Origin of the sequence: Erwinia sp. LJJL01 (genome assembly GCF_047300805.2) — a bacterium.
In the GTDB taxonomy this organism is placed as follows: Bacteria; Pseudomonadota; Gammaproteobacteria; order Enterobacterales; family Enterobacteriaceae; genus Erwinia; species Erwinia aphidicola.
Genome location: NZ_CP178576.1, coordinates 1586002 through 1602677, shown reverse-complemented (window position 1 = coordinate 1602677; position 16676 = coordinate 1586002). Strand labels below are relative to the sequence as shown.

At 58.7% G+C, this 16676-nt stretch carries 16 protein-coding genes; 11 read left to right on the top strand and 5 right to left on the bottom strand.

The genetic code is table 11. The features are described from left to right. Nucleotides 1-113 precede the first annotated feature (113 nt). The 5 genes from ugpB to ugpQ all read left to right on the top strand — a co-directional run bounded on the left by ugpB (nucleotide 114) and on the right by ugpQ (nucleotide 5103). Nucleotides 114-1430, top strand: a complete 1317-nt coding sequence (ugpB, locus tag ACLI4M_RS08330) for a sn-glycerol-3-phosphate ABC transporter substrate-binding protein UgpB (protein WP_133622523.1) — start codon at nucleotides 114-116, stop codon at nucleotides 1428-1430. A 130-nt stretch (nucleotides 1431-1560) separates the two neighbouring features. Next, on the top strand, nucleotides 1561-2448 hold the full coding sequence (ugpA, locus tag ACLI4M_RS08325; protein ID WP_133622524.1) for a sn-glycerol-3-phosphate ABC transporter permease UgpA: 888 nt from the start codon (nucleotides 1561-1563) through the stop codon (nucleotides 2446-2448). Continuing rightward, nucleotides 2445-3290 (top strand): sn-glycerol-3-phosphate ABC transporter permease UgpE, encoded by an 846-nt coding sequence (ugpE, locus tag ACLI4M_RS08320; RefSeq protein ID WP_048917731.1) that lies wholly within the window; start codon nucleotides 2445-2447, stop codon nucleotides 3288-3290. Before ugpA ends, ugpE begins: the two co-directional genes overlap by 4 nt. A gap of 2 nt (nucleotides 3291-3292) precedes the next feature. After that, nucleotides 3293-4363: a sn-glycerol-3-phosphate import ATP-binding protein UgpC gene (locus ACLI4M_RS08315; protein ID WP_133622525.1), complete on the top strand. Its 1071-nt coding sequence runs from the start codon at nucleotides 3293-3295 to the stop codon at nucleotides 4361-4363. Further along, entirely contained in the window at nucleotides 4363-5103 is a 741-nt protein-coding gene (ugpQ, locus tag ACLI4M_RS08310) for a glycerophosphodiester phosphodiesterase (RefSeq protein WP_048917729.1), read from the top strand. The genes ACLI4M_RS08315 and ugpQ overlap by 1 nt, the downstream gene beginning before the upstream one ends. Nucleotides 5104-5205: 102 nt before the next feature. On the opposite strand, the gene ACLI4M_RS08305 is transcribed toward ugpQ, so the two are convergent. Beyond that, nucleotides 5206-5502, bottom strand: coding sequence for a DUF2756 domain-containing protein (locus tag ACLI4M_RS08305; protein ID WP_048917759.1), 297 nt, complete (start codon nucleotides 5500-5502; stop codon nucleotides 5206-5208). Nucleotides 5503-5663: 161 nt separating this feature from the next. Between ACLI4M_RS08305 and ggt the strand changes: the two genes are divergently transcribed. Beyond that, nucleotides 5664-7412, top strand: coding sequence for a gamma-glutamyltransferase (gene ggt, locus ACLI4M_RS08300; protein WP_048917728.1), 1749 nt, complete (start codon nucleotides 5664-5666; stop codon nucleotides 7410-7412). Nucleotides 7413-7494: 82 nt separating this feature from the next. On the opposite strand, the gene ACLI4M_RS08295 is transcribed toward ggt, so the two are convergent. Next, nucleotides 7495-8637 (bottom strand): phytanoyl-CoA dioxygenase family protein, encoded by a 1143-nt coding sequence (locus ACLI4M_RS08295; protein WP_048917727.1) that lies wholly within the window; start codon nucleotides 8635-8637, stop codon nucleotides 7495-7497. A 10-nt stretch (nucleotides 8638-8647) separates the two neighbouring features. Continuing rightward, nucleotides 8648-9478 (bottom strand): SDR family oxidoreductase, encoded by an 831-nt coding sequence (locus tag ACLI4M_RS08290; RefSeq protein WP_099754385.1) that lies wholly within the window; start codon nucleotides 9476-9478, stop codon nucleotides 8648-8650. 302 nt (nucleotides 9479-9780) lie between these two features. Between ACLI4M_RS08290 and ACLI4M_RS08285 the strand changes: the two genes are divergently transcribed. After that, entirely contained in the window at nucleotides 9781-10962 is a 1182-nt protein-coding gene (locus tag ACLI4M_RS08285; protein ID WP_133622526.1) for an aspartyl protease family protein, read from the top strand. Nucleotides 10963-11021: 59 nt separating this feature from the next. On the opposite strand, the gene ACLI4M_RS08280 is transcribed toward ACLI4M_RS08285, so the two are convergent. After that, complete coding sequence (locus ACLI4M_RS08280; protein WP_048917724.1) at nucleotides 11022-11516, bottom strand: GNAT family N-acetyltransferase; 495 nt, start codon at nucleotides 11514-11516, stop codon at nucleotides 11022-11024. Between the two features lie 367 nt (nucleotides 11517-11883). On the opposite strand from ACLI4M_RS08280, the gene ACLI4M_RS08275 reads away from it, so the two are divergent. The 4 genes from ACLI4M_RS08275 (at nucleotide 11884) to gntU (ending at nucleotide 15754) form a co-directional block, all read left to right on the top strand. After that, complete coding sequence (locus tag ACLI4M_RS08275; RefSeq protein ID WP_048917722.1) at nucleotides 11884-12579, top strand: pirin family protein; 696 nt, start codon at nucleotides 11884-11886, stop codon at nucleotides 12577-12579. Nucleotides 12580-12685: 106 nt separating this feature from the next. Then, nucleotides 12686-13681, top strand: a complete 996-nt coding sequence (gene gntR / locus ACLI4M_RS08270) for a gluconate operon transcriptional repressor GntR (protein ID WP_048917721.1) — start codon at nucleotides 12686-12688, stop codon at nucleotides 13679-13681. A gap of 186 nt (nucleotides 13682-13867) precedes the next feature. Beyond that, nucleotides 13868-14407 carry a gluconokinase gene (gene gntK, locus ACLI4M_RS08265; RefSeq protein ID WP_062818501.1) on the top strand — a complete coding sequence of 180 codons (540 nt, stop codon included), beginning with the start codon at nucleotides 13868-13870 and terminating at the stop codon, nucleotides 14405-14407. 6 nt (nucleotides 14408-14413) lie between these two features. Next, nucleotides 14414-15754 (top strand): gluconate transporter, encoded by a 1341-nt coding sequence (gene gntU / locus ACLI4M_RS08260; RefSeq protein ID WP_062818500.1) that lies wholly within the window; start codon nucleotides 14414-14416, stop codon nucleotides 15752-15754. A gap of 309 nt (nucleotides 15755-16063) precedes the next feature. On the opposite strand, the gene ACLI4M_RS08255 is transcribed toward gntU, so the two are convergent. Continuing rightward, entirely contained in the window at nucleotides 16064-16657 is a 594-nt protein-coding gene (locus ACLI4M_RS08255; protein ID WP_133622527.1) for a YhgN family NAAT transporter, read from the bottom strand. Between the last annotated feature and the right edge of the window lie 19 nt (nucleotides 16658-16676).

Sequence of the window (16676 nt, the reverse complement as noted above, 5' to 3'; positions counted from 1 at the left end):
CACCCCTTCGTCATAACGCCGTTATTTTTCTGTCATTTTTGCGTGTCATGTTACCTCCCGACTACAACAATGCGCGATAGCGCGCTTTACAACACCGGGCACAGGTAATCGACATGTCATCATTCGTATTTCGCCGTAACGCAGTAAGCGTGGTACTGGGACTGACTCTGAGCGCCAATGCGCTGGCCGTCACCGAAATCCCTTTCTGGCACTCCATGGAAGGCGAGCTGGGGGTGGAAGTGAACTCGCTGGCGACGCGCTTCAACGCTGAACACCCCGATTACAAAATCGTGCCGACCTATAAAGGCAACTACGAGCAGAGCCTGGCCGCCGGGATTGCTGCGGTGCGCACCGGTAAAGCGCCGGCGATTTTGCAGGTGTATGAAGTCGGTACGGCAACCATGATGGCGTCAAAGGCGATCGTGCCGGTGAATGAAGTGTTTAAAACGGCCGGGATCGCGATGGATGCGCAGCAGTTCGTTCCGGCAGTGGCAGGTTACTACAGCGACGCAAAAGGTCAGCTGATCTCCCAGCCGTTTAACAGCTCCACCCCGGTGCTGTACTACAACAAAGATGCGTTTAAAAAAGCCGGACTGGACCCGGAGCAGCCGCCAAAAACCTGGCAGGAGCTGGCGAAAGATACCGCCGCCCTGCGTAAAGCGGGCATGAGCTGCGGCTATGCCAGCGGCTGGCAGGGCTGGATCCAGATTGAGAACTTCAGCGCCTGGCACGGCCTGCCGGTCGCCAGCAAAAATAACGGCTTCGACGGCACCGACGCGGTACTGGAGTTCAATAAGCCGGTGCAGGTGCGCCACATCCAGATGCTGGAAGATCTCAACAAAAAGGGCGATTTCACCTACTTCGGGCGTAAAGATGAGCCAACCGCCAAGTTCTATAACGGCGACTGCGGCATCACCACCGCCTCTTCCGGCTCGCTGGCCGACATTCGCAAATACGCCAAATTCAACTTCGGCGTTGGCATGATGCCGTATGACGAGACCGTGCCGAACGCGCCGCAGAACGCCATCATCGGCGGTGCCAGCCTGTGGGTGATGAAAGGCAAAGATGCCGATACCTACAAGGGCGTGGCTGAGTTTATGCAGTTCCTGGCAAAACCAGACATTGCCGCCGAATGGCACCAGAAAACCGGTTACCTGCCTATCACCACTGCCGCTTATGAGCTGACCAAACAGCAGGGCTTCTACGACAAAAACCCGGGCGCGGATATCGCCACCCGCCAGATGCTGAACAAAGATCCGCTGCCGTTTACCAAAGGAATGCGCCTCGGCAATATGCCGCAGATCCGTACCATCGTCGACGAAGAGCTGGAAGGCGTATGGACCGGGAAGCAGTCACCGCAGGCGGCACTGGATAGCGCCGTGAAGCGCGGTAACGAACTGCTGCGCCGTTTCGAACAGCAAACCCGTTAGGGTATGCCGTAGGGGCGGATTAACAATCCGCCCGCCATGAGAAAAGTGAGGAGGGGCGGATCGACGATGCGCCCGCCCGGGCCGACCAGAACCACGGTCGGCCGCTACGCATTGAGATGAGATGGTTGCCATGTCCCAACCCCGCCCCGTATTCCGCACCAGCGCGCTGCCCTATCTGCTCATGCTGCCGCAGCTGCTGATCACCGCAATCTTCTTTATCTGGCCCGCTGGCGAAGCGCTCTGGTACTCGTTGCAGAGTATCGACCCGTTTGGCATCTCCAGCACTTTCGTCGGGCTGGATAACTTTAAACGGCTGTTTGCCGATAGCTACTACCTCGACTCTTTCTGGACCACGCTGCAGTTCAGCGGTCTGGTCACCGTTTTTGGCATGACGTTCTCGCTGCTGCTGGCGGCGCTGGTGGACTATGTTGTCCGCCTGAAAAAGCTCTATCAGACGCTGCTGCTGCTGCCCTACGCAGTCGCCCCGGTGGTGGCTGCCGTGCTGTGGATGTTCCTGTTTAACCCGGGCCTTGGCCTGTTCAGCCACCTGCTGAACCAGTGGGGCTACAGCTGGAACTACGCGCAGAACAGCGGCCAGGCGATGTTTCTCATCGTACTGGCCTCAATCTGGCAGCAGATGAGCTACAACTTCCTGTTCTTCTTTGCCGCGCTACAGTCGATCCCGAAATCGCTGGTGGAAGCCGCCGCCATTGACGGGGCCGGTCCGGTGCGCCGCTTCTTCAGCCTGGCGCTGCCGCTGATCACCCCGGTCAGCTTCTTCCTGCTGGTGGTGAACCTGGTGTATGCCTTCTTCGATACCTTCCCGGTGATCGACGCTGCCACCGGCGGCGGCCCAGTGCAGGCCACCACAACGCTTATCTATAAAATCTATCGCGAAGGCTTTGCCGGTCTGGATCTCTCCTCCTCGGCTGCACAGTCGGTGGTACTGATGCTGCTGGTGATTGGCCTGACCGTGATCCAGTTCCGCTTCGTCGAACGCAAGGTGCGCTACCAATGATTGAAAACCGACGCGGGCTGGATATCTTCAGCCATACGCTACTGATCCTCGGCATCCTGACCATTCTGTTCCCGCTGTACGTGGCGTTTGTCGCCGCGACGCTGGATAACAAGGCGGTGTATCAGGTGCCGATGACGCTAATCCCCGGCAGCCATCTGTGGGAGAACGTGCGCAATATCTGGCTCAACGGAGTGAACGGCAGCGGCCCGGCCTTCAGCCTGATGATGCTTAACAGCCTGATTATGGCGCTGTGCATTACGGTGGGGAAAATCAGCGTGTCGATGCTGTCGGCGTTCGCGCTGGTGTGGTACCGCTTCCCGCTGCGCAATCTGTTCTTCTGGATGATCTTTATCACCCTGATGCTGCCGGTTGAGGTGCGTATTTTCCCCACGGTGCAGGTGATTGCCGACCTGAACCTGCTCGACAGCTACAGCGGGTTAACCCTGCCGCTGATGGCTTCCGCCACCGCCACCTTCCTGTTTCGCCAGTTCTTTATGTCGCTGCCGGATGAGCTGATGGAGGCGGCGCGCATTGACGGTGCCAGCCCAATGCGCTTCTTCCGCGATATCGTGCTGCCGCTGTCGAAGACCAATCTGGCGGCGCTGTTCGTGATTACCTTTATCTATGGCTGGAACCAGTACCTGTGGCCGCTGCTCATCATCAATGATGCTTCGCTCGGTACGGCGGTCGCGGGGATCAAAAGCATGATCTCCACCAGCGGATCCCCCACCCAGTGGAATGAAGTGATGGCGGCGATGCTGCTGACGCTGATCCCGCCGGTGGTGATTGTTTTAGTGATGCAGCGCGCCTTTGTGCGCGGTCTGGTTGAGAGCGAGAAATAGTGATGGCAGGTGTACGACTTCAGGCAGTAACCAAATCCTACGACGGTAAAAACCAGATTATTCAGCCGCTGGACGTGTCGATCCGCGATGGTGAGTTTATGGTAATGGTCGGGCCATCCGGCTGTGGAAAATCCACGCTGCTGCGCATGGTGGCCGGGCTGGAGCGGGTCACCAGCGGCGATATCTGGATTGATACGCGGCGCGTGACCGAAGAGGAGCCGAAGGATCGCGGCATTGCCATGGTGTTCCAGAACTATGCCCTCTACCCGCATATGAGCGTGGAGGAGAACATGGCGTGGGGCCTGAAAATTCGCGGCATGGGCAAAGAGCAGATCCGCCAGCGGGTGCTGGAGGCGGCGCGCAGCCTGGAACTGGAAGCGCTGCTTAAGCGCCGCCCGCGTGAACTGTCCGGCGGCCAGCGTCAGCGCGTGGCGATGGGGCGCGCCATTGTGCGTGAGCCCGCGCTGTTCCTGTTCGATGAGCCACTGTCGAACCTTGATGCCCGCCTGCGCGTGCAGATGCGCCTTGAGCTGCAGCAGTTACACCGCCGCCTGAACACCACCAGCCTGTACGTAACGCACGATCAGGTCGAGGCGATGACGCTGGCGCAGCGCGTGATGGTGATGAACAAAGGCGTGCTGGAGCAGCTCGGCACCCCGGAGGAGATTTACCAGCGCCCGGCCACGCGTTTCGTCGCCAGCTTTATTGGCGCCCCGGCGATGAACCTGCTGGACGGCCAGCTCAATGATGACGGCTCGCGCTTTATCCTCGCGGATACCCTGCCGCTGCCGCTGAGGGCGCCGAAGGCAAAATGGGCCGCGCGCACGTTGACGCTGGGCATCCGTCCGGAGCATATTGAGCTCTCCTCTCAGCAGGACGGCGGCATTCCGCTGGTGGTGGAGACACTGGAGATGCTGGGGGCCGACAATCTCGCCCACGGGCACTGGGGAAAAAATAAGCTGGTGGTGCGCCTGCCGCACTCGGTGCGCCCGCAGATGGGCAGCACGCTGTGGTTGCAGCTTCCCGCTGCCGCGCTACACTTTTTTGACCATAACGGACAACGGACCGAATAATGACCCACAGCTGGCCATATCCGCCGATCGTCGCCCATCGCGGCGGCGGGAAACTGGCACCGGAAAATACCCTTGCCGCCATTGATGTTGGCGCGCAGCACGGGCATCGCATGATTGAGTTTGACGCCAAACTGTCGCAGGACGGCGCCATCTTCCTGCTGCACGATGACACCCTGGACCGCACCAGCAACGGCTGGGGCGTGGCGGGCGATCAGCCGTGGGACAAGCTGGTCACGCTGGATGCCGGCGGCTGGTTTGGCAGCGCCTTCAGCGATGAACGCCTGCCGCTGCTGGCGGAAGTCGCCGCCCGCTGTCGCCAGCATCGCCTGATGGCCAATATCGAAATTAAGCCGACTCACGGAGCGGAGGTGGCAACCGGGCGCGCTATCGCGCTGGCCGCCCGCGTGATGTGGCAGGGCCAGGTCGCGCCGCTGCTGTCGTCGTTCTCGTACTCTGCGCTGGAAGCGGCACAGCAGGCGGCCCCGGAGCTGCCGCGCGGGCTGCTGCTCGACAGCTGGGATGAGAACTGGCAGGCTATGACGCGCGCGTTAGGCTGCGTGTCGATCCATCTGAATCACAAAGTGCTCGACCCGGAGCGCGTGGCGCTGCTGAAGCAGGCCGGGCTGCGTATTCTGGTGTATACGGTGAATAAGCCGGAGCGGGCGCGGGAGTTACTACAGTGGGGCGTGGATGCGATCTGCACCGACCGCATTGATATTATCGGGCCGGACTTTCGTTAATTAAACCGCGATCGCCTGGTGATAACGGGCGGACCCAAACTGCGGTCCGCCCCTACTGTAGGGGCCGACCTTTTTTCCCGGTTGGCCCCTAGGTTGGCCGGATTAATTCTGCTGGGTCTGCTGCAGCTGACCGTTGTTATTGGTGCGCTGCGTGGCACTGTCGCGCTGCTCCTGAATTTTTCGCTGCAAATCCTGCTGCTGACGCTGCTGATCCTGTTGCAGCTTCAGCTTCTGCTGCGACTGCTGATTCTGCATGTTTTGCTGTAAGCGCTGCGTGCTCGGATTGTAGTTTGAAGACTGCGGGTTATTCGGATTATTGTTGTTGCTGTTATTCAACATGTTTGCCATGCCGCTCAGCGGCAGCAGGGCAGCAAAAACAACCAGCCATTTGGTTTTCATTTTCATGTTACGTCCTCCGTGTTCCTGCCATAAGTCTATGTTATCTGCCAGGCCTGTACCCCAGGAGTGCTCCTGATTTGCGCTATCGTTCGCCTTTTGCGCAATTTTGTGCATATTTATCAATGGCAAACACAACGTAAATAAACTTAAAGGATGTAACAATGATAACAAAAGGTACTGTGCAGCGCCTGTCGTGGTCGCTGTTAGCCGCTTTACTGGTGTGGCAGGGGGCGGGTGCCGCTCCAGCCGCACCGCCGGTCTCCTATGGCGTAGGCGCTGATACTTTCCATCCGGTCACGGCTCAGCACGGCATGGTCGCCTCGGTGGATGCCACCGCAACGGAAGTGGGGGTGAAAATTCTTCAGCAGGGCGGTAACGCGGTGGATGCCGCGGTCGCCGTGGGTTACGCGCTGGCGGTGACGCATCCACAGGCCGGTAATCTCGGCGGCGGCGGCTTTATGCTGTTGCGCACCGCCTCCGGCCAGACTACCTCGATTGATTTTCGCGAAATGGCCCCGGTGCGCGCCAGCCGCGATATGTTCCTCGACGCTGCAGGTAATGCCGACAGCAAAAAATCGCTGATCTCCCACCTGGCGTCCGGCGTTCCCGGAACCGTGGCGGGCTTTGCGCTGGCGAATAAAAAGTACGGCACGCTGCCGCTCAGCACGCTGATCCAACCGGCGCTGGAGCTGGCGCGCAAGGGCATTGTGGTTAACGAAGCGCTGGCCGATGACCTGAAGATCTACGGCAGTGAGGTTTTGCCAGCCCACCCGAACAGTAAAGCGATCTTCTATAAAGCCGACGGTAAGCCGTACCAGCAGGGCGATAAGCTGGTGCAGCGCAACCTGGCGCACAGCCTGGAGCTGATTGCGAAGCAGGGGCCGGATGCGTTCTACAAAGGGCAGATTGCCGATGAGATCGCCTCTGAGATGGCGCAGCACGGCGGGTTGATCGACAAGCGCGACCTCGCCAACTATCGGGCGATTGAGCGTAAGCCGGTGAGCGGCAGCTACCGCGGCTATGAGGTCTTCTCCATGCCACCGCCATCCTCCGGCGGTATTCATATCGTGCAGATCCTCAATATCCTGGAAAACTTCGATCTGGCAAAAATGGGCTTTGGCAGCGCTGATGCCATGCAGGTGATGGCCGAGGCGGAGAAATATGCCTATGCCGACCGCTCGGAATATCTCGGCGATCCAGATTTCGTTAAGGTGCCGTGGCAGGCGCTGACCAGCAAAGCCTACGCCAAATCACTGGCCGAACAGATCGATGTGGCCAAAGCGCGGCCGTCATCCGAGATCAAACCGGGCAAGCTGGCGCCCTATGAAAGTAATCAAACCACGCATTTCTCGGTGGTGGATAAAGACGGCAATGCGGTCGCGGTGACCTACACGCTGAACACCACCTTTGGCAGCGGTATTGTGGCCGGCAACAGCGGCATTCTGATGAATAACGAGATGGATGACTTCTCCGCCAAGCCGGGCACGCCCAACGTTTACGGTCTGGTCGGCGGGGAAGCGAATGCGGTGCAGCCGTATAAGCGCCCACTGTCGTCAATGTCGCCGACTATCGTTGCGAAAGACGGTAAAACCTGGCTGGTGACGGGTAGCCCGGGCGGCAGCCGTATTATCACTACCGTACTGCAAATGGTGGTGAACAGTGTTGATTTCGGGATGAACGTGGCTGAAGCCACTAACGCGCCGCGCTTCCACCATCAGTGGCTGCCCGACCAGCTGCGCGTCGAGAAGGGCTTCAGCCCGGATACGCTGAAGCTGCTGGGTGAGAAGGGGCAGAATGTGAAGGTGATGCCTGCGATGGGTAGCACCCAGAGCATTATGCTGGGGCCGGACGGTATGCGTTACGGTGCGTCCGATCCGCGCACCATCGATGATTTAACCGCCGGGTATTGATGCGATGCGGGCGAGGCCGATCTGAGGTAGGGGGCGACCCTTTTTTCCAGTCGCCCCGTGCCGGTGATTTCCCACAAGGGCATTACGCTTCCCGTTTCTGCTGGTGCTCTTGCAGCCGTTGATTAAACAGCTTCGGAGCCCAACTCTCGCGCAGTGCCTGCAGCAGCAGCGACTGCTGAGTCTGAGGTACCAGCCCCCCCACCGGCGGGTCGGTATCCAGATTGGTTGGGAACGAATAGCCCTCCGCCGCCGCGGCAATCACCGCATTGATCCGCTCCTCAGACATTCTGCGCAGGCGCAGCGCCGGGTAAATATGCTGTAGCACCTTAATATGGTTCACTTTCTCCATCGTTTTGCCAAAGGATGAAGAGACCTGCAGCAGGTTTGCGGTGCGGATATGGTCGTGGGTATGGTTACTGCCCGCCGCATGGAACAGCGCCGGATTGAAGAACAGCCCGTCCCCCTTCTCCAGCGGCAGCTGGATGGCATTGCGCTGGAAATAGTCGATAAACTTCTCATCGCGCCAGGCCAGATAGCCCGCCTGATACTGATGCGACCACGGCAGCAGCTGCGTCGGGCCGGACTCCACCGGCATATCGCTGTGTGCCACCGCGCCCTGAAGCGTCAGGTACTGCGAGAGGATCTGCAGCGGCAGCGGGAAGCGTTCCACCACCTCATTGCTTTGAAAGCCGAGATGATAATCACGGTGCGGCTGCTGGGCTTTGCCGCCGGGGCGCACCTGATTGACCTGCGCGGTCATCTCATAACCCGGGCCGACCCAGCTTTCGCAGATCAGCGCCAGCAGCGGGTTACAGTAGTAGTCAATAAACGCATCGGCATCGCGCTCGGCGACTTTCTGCAGAGCATTCCAGATGCGCCCGTTATTGCCTGCCGCCGCAAAATGGTCCCCGCCGCTGCCGCTTTCAGACTCACTGAGCAGGATCTGCTCGAACAGCGCGCTGTTGCGATCCACCGTCGGGAGATCGCTGAACAGACCTTTAACCACGAAGACGCCCGGCCCAGAGGACAGGGCGCGGTGCAGTTCGCTCAGCACCGTTTGCCGGTGCTCGGCGGCGGCTTTGGTCAAATCCTCGCGCTGGTAGATCAGCACATCCAGCTCGGCCTTCCGCGCCAGCGGGAAATCTTTCAGCGGGGTGGTCTGCTCGCAGACAATGGCAAAATCATCAACCGATAACTGTTCTTTAGTCAGATAGAGACTGTTCATCACAGGTTCCTCACAGGGCCAGTTTATTCTGGGGTTTTGCCGCGCCGTCATCGCTACAGCCAACGACGTTTTGATCGAAGTCGACGATCGCACCGGTCATCATTCCCGACTCTTCGGACAGCAGGAATGCCACGCTGCGCGCCACCTCCTGCGGTTTGAGAAGGCGACCAAACGGCTGTTCACGCTCGGCTTTCTCCAGCCAGTCCTCGCTGGCGTTGTGATACTGCTTCTGGATCTGATCTTCGTGCGGCGTATCCATCCAGCCGATGTTCAGGCCGTTGACGCGAATGCGGTTGCGCATCGCGCTGAAGGCGACGTTTTTCGTCAGGGTAACCAGCGCACCTTTGGAGGCCGCATAAGGCGTGAGGAAGCTCTGCCCACCGTGGGAGCTCATAGTGATGATATTGACGATGCTGCCTGCAACGTGGTTGGCAATCATCAACCTGATGGCCGCCTGCATCAGAAAGAACGGCGCGCGGACGTTAACGGCAAAGATGGCGTCAAAAAGCTGCGGCGTGGTGTCGAGTATGGTGCCGCGGTCGGACATCCCCGCGCAGTTAACCAGCCCGTGCAGCGTGCCAAAACGGCTCTCCGCTTCGGCGATCACCCGTTCACAGGAGGCCGGGTCGCTAAAATCGGCGGCGACAAACCAGGCTTCACAGCCCGCAGCGCGCAGCTTATCGACCTGCGCGGCACCGGCCTGCTGGTTGCGCCCGCAGATCACCAGACCGCGTGCGCCGCGCTCGGCCAGTAATAAAGAGACGGCTGCGCCCAGCCCCTGATTACCGCCGGTGACCACGAAAACCTTGTCACGAAACTGCTCGTTGAATTTTATGCTCATGATGATGCCTTGCTGGTCTGTTTAAGGGTGTAGGGTATGTGTGAATTGCCTTGACTCATCCCCACCTTAGCACCAACATTTTGTTAACAATATGCGCAGGTGACCTCAAAAAGACCTCAAAAAGAGCCGTTCAGACGTTTGGCCAACGTCCTGTGCCCCTTTGCGATTTTCCCGACATATCACCGCCATTAGCACGATTGAATTTCGTAACTTCCCCTTTTTCACGTAAATTACAGCATTCAGAAACCCTTCTGATCCTGCACGATGGATGTGCAGAGAGACTTATCGCGACAAGGATCGTAATGAAATATCTCTCACACTTCTGGGGCATTGCAGCCGCGCTGCTGTTGCAGGCTTCATCCGTATCGGCTGACAGCATTTATGCACCGTCGCCCGTTCCTCTGCTGACGGTGAGAGTTCGATCTGATGCGCTGATCGTGCCCGTGACTATTGCTGGCAAGCAGTACTCTTTTTTACTGGATACCGGCGCCGCGATGATGGTGATTGATAACCGTCTCGCCAGCGATATCACCAGCAAAACGCCGGACGACCTCCTGCCGGAGCTGGCTAAAAAAATCCTGAGCACCGGCATCAATACTTCAGGCGGCATGCTGAGAGGCGAGTCAATACGTTTCTGGCAGCCGCTGGCGCTGGCGATTGGCAATGAGGTGGTGCCCGCCAGCGATCCCTGGGTGGGTGCCGATCTCAGCGCGTTCACCCAGAACAGCGGGATGCAGATTGATGGCATCATTGGGCAGGACCTCTACCGCCAGTTCAACTGGGCAGTGGATAACCGCAATCATCAGCTGACGGTCTGGAAGCACCCGCTCACTGTCCGCAATTACCAGGCCTGCGTACCCTATCGCAATGCCTGGGATTTTGGCCCCGAACTGATGCTGGACTATCACGATCGCCCGCTGTATATGGCGTTGAACACCGGGGCGGCCTGGAGCACGATTGGTGAGGAGATCGTCCACGCCAGCCGCGGCCATTTCGGCAGCGCGATCCTGACCGGCATTACCCAGCCGGTTATCACGCTGAACGGAATAGAACGCAGCGATGCTTATCTGCTGGGCGGGATTCAGTTTGATCGGCTGCCGCTGGGGAAGCTGCTGGCGATTGAAGATAAACGGGGCAACTACGGGCTGGGCATGAACTTTCTGCAGCGCTTTGATGACTATCTGTTGGCCCCGGACAAAATGCTGTTGTGCTATAACCAGCAGCACTTTACCCGTGATGAGGCGGCCCCGCTGCGCACCCTGGCCGTTCGGTACTTTGCCAGGCGAGTGGAAATTTATGCCAACTCCCCCGGGGCACTCTCCTCGTCCGTGCTGCACAACGGCGACGTCCTGCTGCAGATTAACGGCAGCAAAGTGTTGCCTGAAAAGATGGAGTGGATCCGTGGCACGCTGGCTGATACGCCGCTCGGGGAACTAAATCTGCGCATTGAGCGGCGGGGAAAGGTCAGGAACGTCACGCTGTGAGTAAGGGGAGGGCGGCTGCGCTCCCCTTTCAATGGCCCGAATACCGTTACGAAAACGGTTTACGCGCGAAAGCGCGCCATGTAGAGCGCATCCACCAGCTGACCGTTGCGCAGCGCAAAGCGGCGGGCGCGTCCCTCGGTTTCAAAGCCAAACTGTTCATACAGTGCGATGGCATGCTGATTATCGGCAAACACCGTCAGCTCAATACGTTCGACGCTGAGCCAGTTGTCACACAGGTCGATCAGCGTGCGCATCATCGCTTTGCCCACGCCTTTTCCGCGCTGGTGAGCATCCACCGCGATGCCAAAGGTTGCCGTATGACGGCGGCGGGCACGCCCGTTGACCTCCAGCGTCAGCTGGCCTGCAATCTCATTATCGATACAGGCCACCAGCATCTGCACGCCGTCAGGCACCGACGCAATCCGCTCCTGCCACTTTTTGAGAGAGGGATGGGGGAGCTGTAGCGTATCGGCATAGGTTTCAGGCTGGCTGTACAGCTGATGGATGGCAACAGCATCTTCGGCAACCACATGACGGACGACAATCTCACTCATCTTACCTCTCCTTGTTTGCGGGAATCCCCTTTAAATTCAGGGTTTTTACCAGCAAGATCAAGTAAAAAATAATCGGCAAAGCGCTTTACAAGTGCGAATGATAATGATTATTATTGTCATGCGTTTTCAGGAGAGCCTACGGTGCTCGCTGGGAAGGCACGACATTGCTCACATTGCTTCCAAGTATTATTTAGCCAGCTCGGGTGCTGGCTTTTTTTTGCCTGCGATTTGCCATCTGCTCCGGTAGTTTCTTTGAAGTTCTCCCTCCTACCCCATCGAATATTTTGAACAGAGAAGACAATTTTCTCCGCTATCATCCCCCTCCTTTCAGGTTCAGACTGTGTCAAAACGTTGAGGAGAATTGAATATGATTTACTTACGCAAAGCACAAGATCGCGGTCATGCTAACCATGGCTGGCTGGACAGCTACCACACCTTCTCTTTCGCTGATTACTACGATGCCAACTTTATGGGCTTCTCCGCGCTGCGGGTGATTAATGAAGATGTGATCGACGGCGGCCAGGGTTTTGGTACCCATCCGCATAAAGATATGGAGATCCTCACCTATGTCCTGTCCGGGACCGTTGAGCACCAGGACAGCATGGGCAACAAGGAGCAGATCCCGGCGGGTGAGTTCCAGATTATGAGCGCCGGGACCGGCGTACGTCACTCTGAGTACAACGCCAGCAAAGAGGTGCCGCTGCACCTGTACCAGATCTGGATTATCCCGGAAAGCACCGGTATTGAACCGCGCTATGCACAGCGCCGTTTTGACGATGTGCAGGGCCGCCAGCTGGTGCTGTCGCCGGATGCGCGTGACGGTTCACTTAAGGTGTTCCAGGATATGACCCTGTCGCGCTGGGCGCTGAAAGCGGCGGAAGAGGGCGTGGTTGAGGTCGAAGAGGGCCGCCGCATCTGGATCCAGGTGGTGAAAGGCGATGTGACCGTCAACGGCGAAGCGGCAACCACCTCTGACGCGTTCGCTATCTGGGATGAAAAATCCCTGGCGATTAACGCCAGCAGCGATGCAGAGATCCTGCTGTTCGACCTGCCGCCGGTTTAACTACAACCTGTGTCACACTTTAAGGGGCGAGACCCTCGCCCCTTTGTCGTTTTTGCCCACGCTTTTGTTACACTCAGCATAATTCTGTCCGCATAGCTGAAGCCCAATGAAGAAAAAAAGACCGGTACTACAGGACGTTGCCGATCGCGTAGGCATCACCAAAATGACCGTTAGCCGCTATCTGCGTAACCCCGATCAGGTTTCTGCCGCGCTGCAGGGCAAGATCGCCGCCGCGCTGGATGAGCTGGGTTATATCCCCAATCGCGCCCCCGATATGCTTTCCAACGCCACCAGCCGCGCCATTGGCGTACTGCTGCCCTCACTGACCAACCAGGTGTTTGCCGACGTGCTGCGCGGCATTGAAGCGGTGACCGACGCCGCAGGCTACCAGACGCTGCTCGGGCACTTTGGCTACAGCGCCGAAAAGGAAGAGTTGCAGCTGCGCTCCCTGCTTGGCTGGAATATCGACGGCCTGATCCTCACCGAGCGCACCCACACCGCCGCCAGCTTGCGCATGATCGAAACCGCAGGCATTCCGGTGATTGAGATGATGGACAGCGTATCGCCATGCCTGGATATGGCGGTCGGTTTTGACAACGTTGAGGCGGCGCGCCAGATGACCCACGCCATTCTGCAAAAAGGCCATCGTCACCCGGTTTACCTCGGGGCGCGGCTAGATGAGCGTACCTTGCAGAAAGAGCAGGGCTACGCGCTGGCGATGCGTGAAGCAGGGCTGGAGCCGCAAACGGTGATGATGGAGGCGGCCTCGTCGTTCTCCGCCGGGGCGATGCTGATGCGCGAGGCGCAACAGCGCTATCCGCTGACCGACAGCCTGTTCTGTACCAATGATGACCTGGCGGTCGGGGCGATGTTTGAGTGCCAGCGCCAGGGGCTGCAGATCCCGCAGCAGATGGCGATTGCCGGTTTCCACGGCCACGATATTGCTGATGTGGTCAACCCGACGCTGGCGACGGTGCAGACCCCGCGTGAACGCATGGGGCACGAGTCTGCGGCGCTGCTGCTGGCGCGCATTCGTGGCGAGAATGTTGATATGCGCCCGGTGGATGTCGGCTTTACCATCTCAGCCGGGGGCAGCATTTAATAACTTGTTTAGCTATTCGGGGCGGATATGTCCGACCCCGACTCTGATTCTTCCGTTTTTATGACCCCCCTCACATTTACCAGCTTTTTCCTGGCCAGCTGTTGCCATAATCAATGCACATCCAGACAATGTTACCGATAACAACTGGACGAACACACCTGCACCTTCTCTGCCGGAGCGATAAAAATGAACACAACTTCAACGCCAAATCACGTATTTGTCCTGATGGGCGTATCCGGCAGCGGCAAGTCCGCCGTTGCCAATGCGGTCGCGCACCAGCTGCAAGCGGCATTCCTCGATGGCGATTTCCTGCATCCGCGCGCCAATATCGAAAAAATGTCCGAAGGCCATCCGCTGAATGATGATGACCGCCGCCCGTGGCTGCAGTCGATCAACGATGCGGCCTTTGCCATGCAGCGCACCAACAGCGTGTCGCTGATTGTCTGCTCGGCGTTGAAAAAAAGTTATCGCGACATCCTGCGCAAAGGGAATCAGAACCTCTCCTTCGTCTATCTGCAGGGCGATTTCGATACCATTGAATCCCGCCTGCGCGCGCGCAAAGGCCACTTCTTCAAGCCACAGATGCTGGTGACGCAGTTCGCCACCCTGGAAGAGCCGGGCAGTGATGAGCATGACGTGCTGGTCGTCGATATTAATCAGACGCTGGATGAGGTTGTTGCGGCAACGCTCAAAACCATTGATGGTGCGATCGCCAAAACTAAGTAGGGTGTCATGAGTACTGCAACGCTGGTGTTAACCGCAGCCGGATCGGTCCTGCTGCTGCTGTTTTTAGTGATGAAGGCGCGAATGCACGCCTTTGTGGCGCTGATGCTGGTCTCGATCGGCGCCGGGCTGTTCTCCGGGATGCCGCTGGATAAAATCGCCGATACCATGCAGAAAGGCATGGGCGGCACGCTCGGATTCCTCGCTATTGTCGTCGCGCTGGGCGCGATGTTCGGTAAAATCCTGCACGAAACCGGCGCGGTCGATCAGATCGCCATCCGCATGCTGAAAACCTTTGGCGAAAGCCGGGCGCACTACGCCATGGGCATTGCCGGTCTGATCTGCGCACTGCCGCTGTTCTTCGAAGTAGCGGTGGTGCTGCTGATCAGCATCGCGTTTGCCGTGGCGCGCCGCACCGGGGATAACCTGGTGAAGCTGGTGATTCCGCTGTTCGCCGGGGTGGCTGCCGCCGCGGCATTTCTGCTGCCGGGGCCTGCGCCGATGCTGCTGGCTTCCCAGATGCACGCGGACTTTGGCTGGATGATCCTGCTGGGGCTGTGCGCCGCTATTCCGGGGATGCTGATTGCCGGGCCGCTGTTTGGTCGCTTTATCAGCCAGCACGTTGAGTTCGGCGTGCCCGAAGAGGGCGAGCACCCGGAGTTTGACGAGAGCAAGCTGCCCTCATTTGGCTTCAGCCTGTCGCTGATCCTGTTCCCGCTGATCCTGGTCGGGCTGAAAACCATCGGTGCGCGCTTTACCGCGCCGGGCACCAGCCTGTACGAGTGGCTGGAGTTTATCGGCCACCCGTTTACGGCGATCCTGCTGGCCTGCCTGGTGGCGATTTATGGCCTGGCTTATCGTCAGGGTATGGATAAAGAGCGCGTGATGCAGATTTGCGGCGCGGCGCTGCAGCCGGCGGGCATTATCCTGCTGGTGATCGGTGCGGGTGGCGTGTTCAAGCAGGTGCTGGTGGATTCCGGCGTGGGTCCGGCGCTGGGGAATGCGCTGACCGGAGCCGGTCTGCCAGTAGCGCTGGCGTGCTTTGTGCTGTCCGGTGCGGTGCGCATTATTCAGGGCTCGGCGACCGTAGCCTGCCTGACCGCCGTGGGCCTGATTATGCCGGTGATCGAACCGCTGCACTACTCGGGCGCGCAGCTTGCCGCGCTGTCGATCTGTATTGCCGGGGGCTCGATTATCTGTAGCCACGTCAACGATGCCGGTTTCTGGCTGTTTGGCCGCTTTACCGGCGCCACCGAAGCACAGACGTTGAAAACCTGGACGCTGATGGAAACTATCCTCGGTACCGTCGGCGCGATTATCGGCATGATTGCCTTTGAACTGTTGTCGTAATTGATGTTGCGGGTCGGGCATGCCCGCCCCCTACAAAACCGCAGGGGCGAGGCATACCCGACCCGTACAAAACCGCTGGGGCGAGGCATGCCCGACCCGTACAAAACCGCAGGGGCGAGGCATACCCGACCCGTACAAAACCGCTGGGGCGAGGCATGCCCGACCCGGACAAAACCGTAGGGGCGAGGCATGCCCGACCCGGACAAAACCGCAGGGGCGAGGCATGCCCGACCCGGACAAAACCGCAGGGGCGAGGCATGCCCGACCCGGACAAAACCGTAGGGGCGAGGCATGCCTCGCCCGCGATCGTCACAGTTTCAAATACGCGCGTATCCCATCCATAAACATCTGCGTCGCCAGCATAATCAAAATCAACCCCATCAGCCTCTCCAGCGCGTTCACGCCTTTATCCCCCAGCAGGCGCAGGAACAGCCCCGACAGCAGCAGGATCGCCACCGTAGCGCCCCAGGCTATCAGCAGCGCGCCCACCAGATGACCCATCTGATGCGGATACTGGTGCGACAGCAGCATCAGCGTCGCCAGCAGGGACGGCCCGGCCACCAGCGGGATCGCCAGCGGTACCAGGAACGGCTCTTCACCTGCGGATAATCCGCTGCTGCTGCTCTCCTGACCGGGGAAGATCATCTTAATCGCAATCAGAAACAGAATTATCCCCCCGGAGATCGACACCGTTTCCGTACGCAGGTTGAGGAAGCTAAGTATTTTTTCCCCGGCGAACAGGAACAGCAGCATAATCAGCAGCGCAATCAGCATTTCGCGCATCAGCACCATGCGTCGACGTTTCGGCTCCAGATGCTTTAATACCGACATAAAAATCGGCAAATTGCCCAGCGGGTCCATAATCAGCAACAATAATATCGTCGCCGAGATCATTTCGGTCATCGTCGTTGTTCTCTTTAAT

Coding starts and splice junctions, on each gene's coding strand:
- ACLI4M_RS08315 (WP_133622525.1), top strand. CDS start 3,293: ATGGCAGGTGTACGACTTCAGGCAGTAACCAAATCCTACGACGGTAAA.
- ugpB (WP_133622523.1), top strand. CDS start 114: ATGTCATCATTCGTATTTCGCCGTAACGCAGTAAGCGTGGTACTGGGA.
- gntU (WP_062818500.1), top strand. CDS start 14,414: ATGAGTACTGCAACGCTGGTGTTAACCGCAGCCGGATCGGTCCTGCTG.
- ACLI4M_RS08280 (WP_048917724.1), bottom strand. CDS start 11,516: ATGAGTGAGATTGTCGTCCGTCATGTGGTTGCCGAAGATGCTGTTGCC.
- ACLI4M_RS08305 (WP_048917759.1), bottom strand. CDS start 5,502: ATGAAAACCAAATGGCTGGTTGTTTTTGCTGCCCTGCTGCCGCTGAGC.
- ACLI4M_RS08285 (WP_133622526.1), top strand. CDS start 9,781: ATGAAATATCTCTCACACTTCTGGGGCATTGCAGCCGCGCTGCTGTTG.
- ACLI4M_RS08290 (WP_099754385.1), bottom strand. CDS start 9,478: ATGAGCATAAAATTCAACGAGCAGTTTCGTGACAAGGTTTTCGTGGTC.
- ACLI4M_RS08295 (WP_048917727.1), bottom strand. CDS start 8,637: ATGAACAGTCTCTATCTGACTAAAGAACAGTTATCGGTTGATGATTTT.
- gntR (WP_048917721.1), top strand. CDS start 12,686: ATGAAGAAAAAAAGACCGGTACTACAGGACGTTGCCGATCGCGTAGGC.
- ACLI4M_RS08275 (WP_048917722.1), top strand. CDS start 11,884: ATGATTTACTTACGCAAAGCACAAGATCGCGGTCATGCTAACCATGGC.
- ugpQ (WP_048917729.1), top strand. CDS start 4,363: ATGACCCACAGCTGGCCATATCCGCCGATCGTCGCCCATCGCGGCGGC.
- ugpA (WP_133622524.1), top strand. CDS start 1,561: ATGTCCCAACCCCGCCCCGTATTCCGCACCAGCGCGCTGCCCTATCTG.
- gntK (WP_062818501.1), top strand. CDS start 13,868: ATGAACACAACTTCAACGCCAAATCACGTATTTGTCCTGATGGGCGTA.
- ugpE (WP_048917731.1), top strand. CDS start 2,445: ATGATTGAAAACCGACGCGGGCTGGATATCTTCAGCCATACGCTACTG.
- ggt (WP_048917728.1), top strand. CDS start 5,664: ATGATAACAAAAGGTACTGTGCAGCGCCTGTCGTGGTCGCTGTTAGCC.
- ACLI4M_RS08255 (WP_133622527.1), bottom strand. CDS start 16,657: ATGACCGAAATGATCTCGGCGACGATATTATTGTTGCTGATTATGGAC.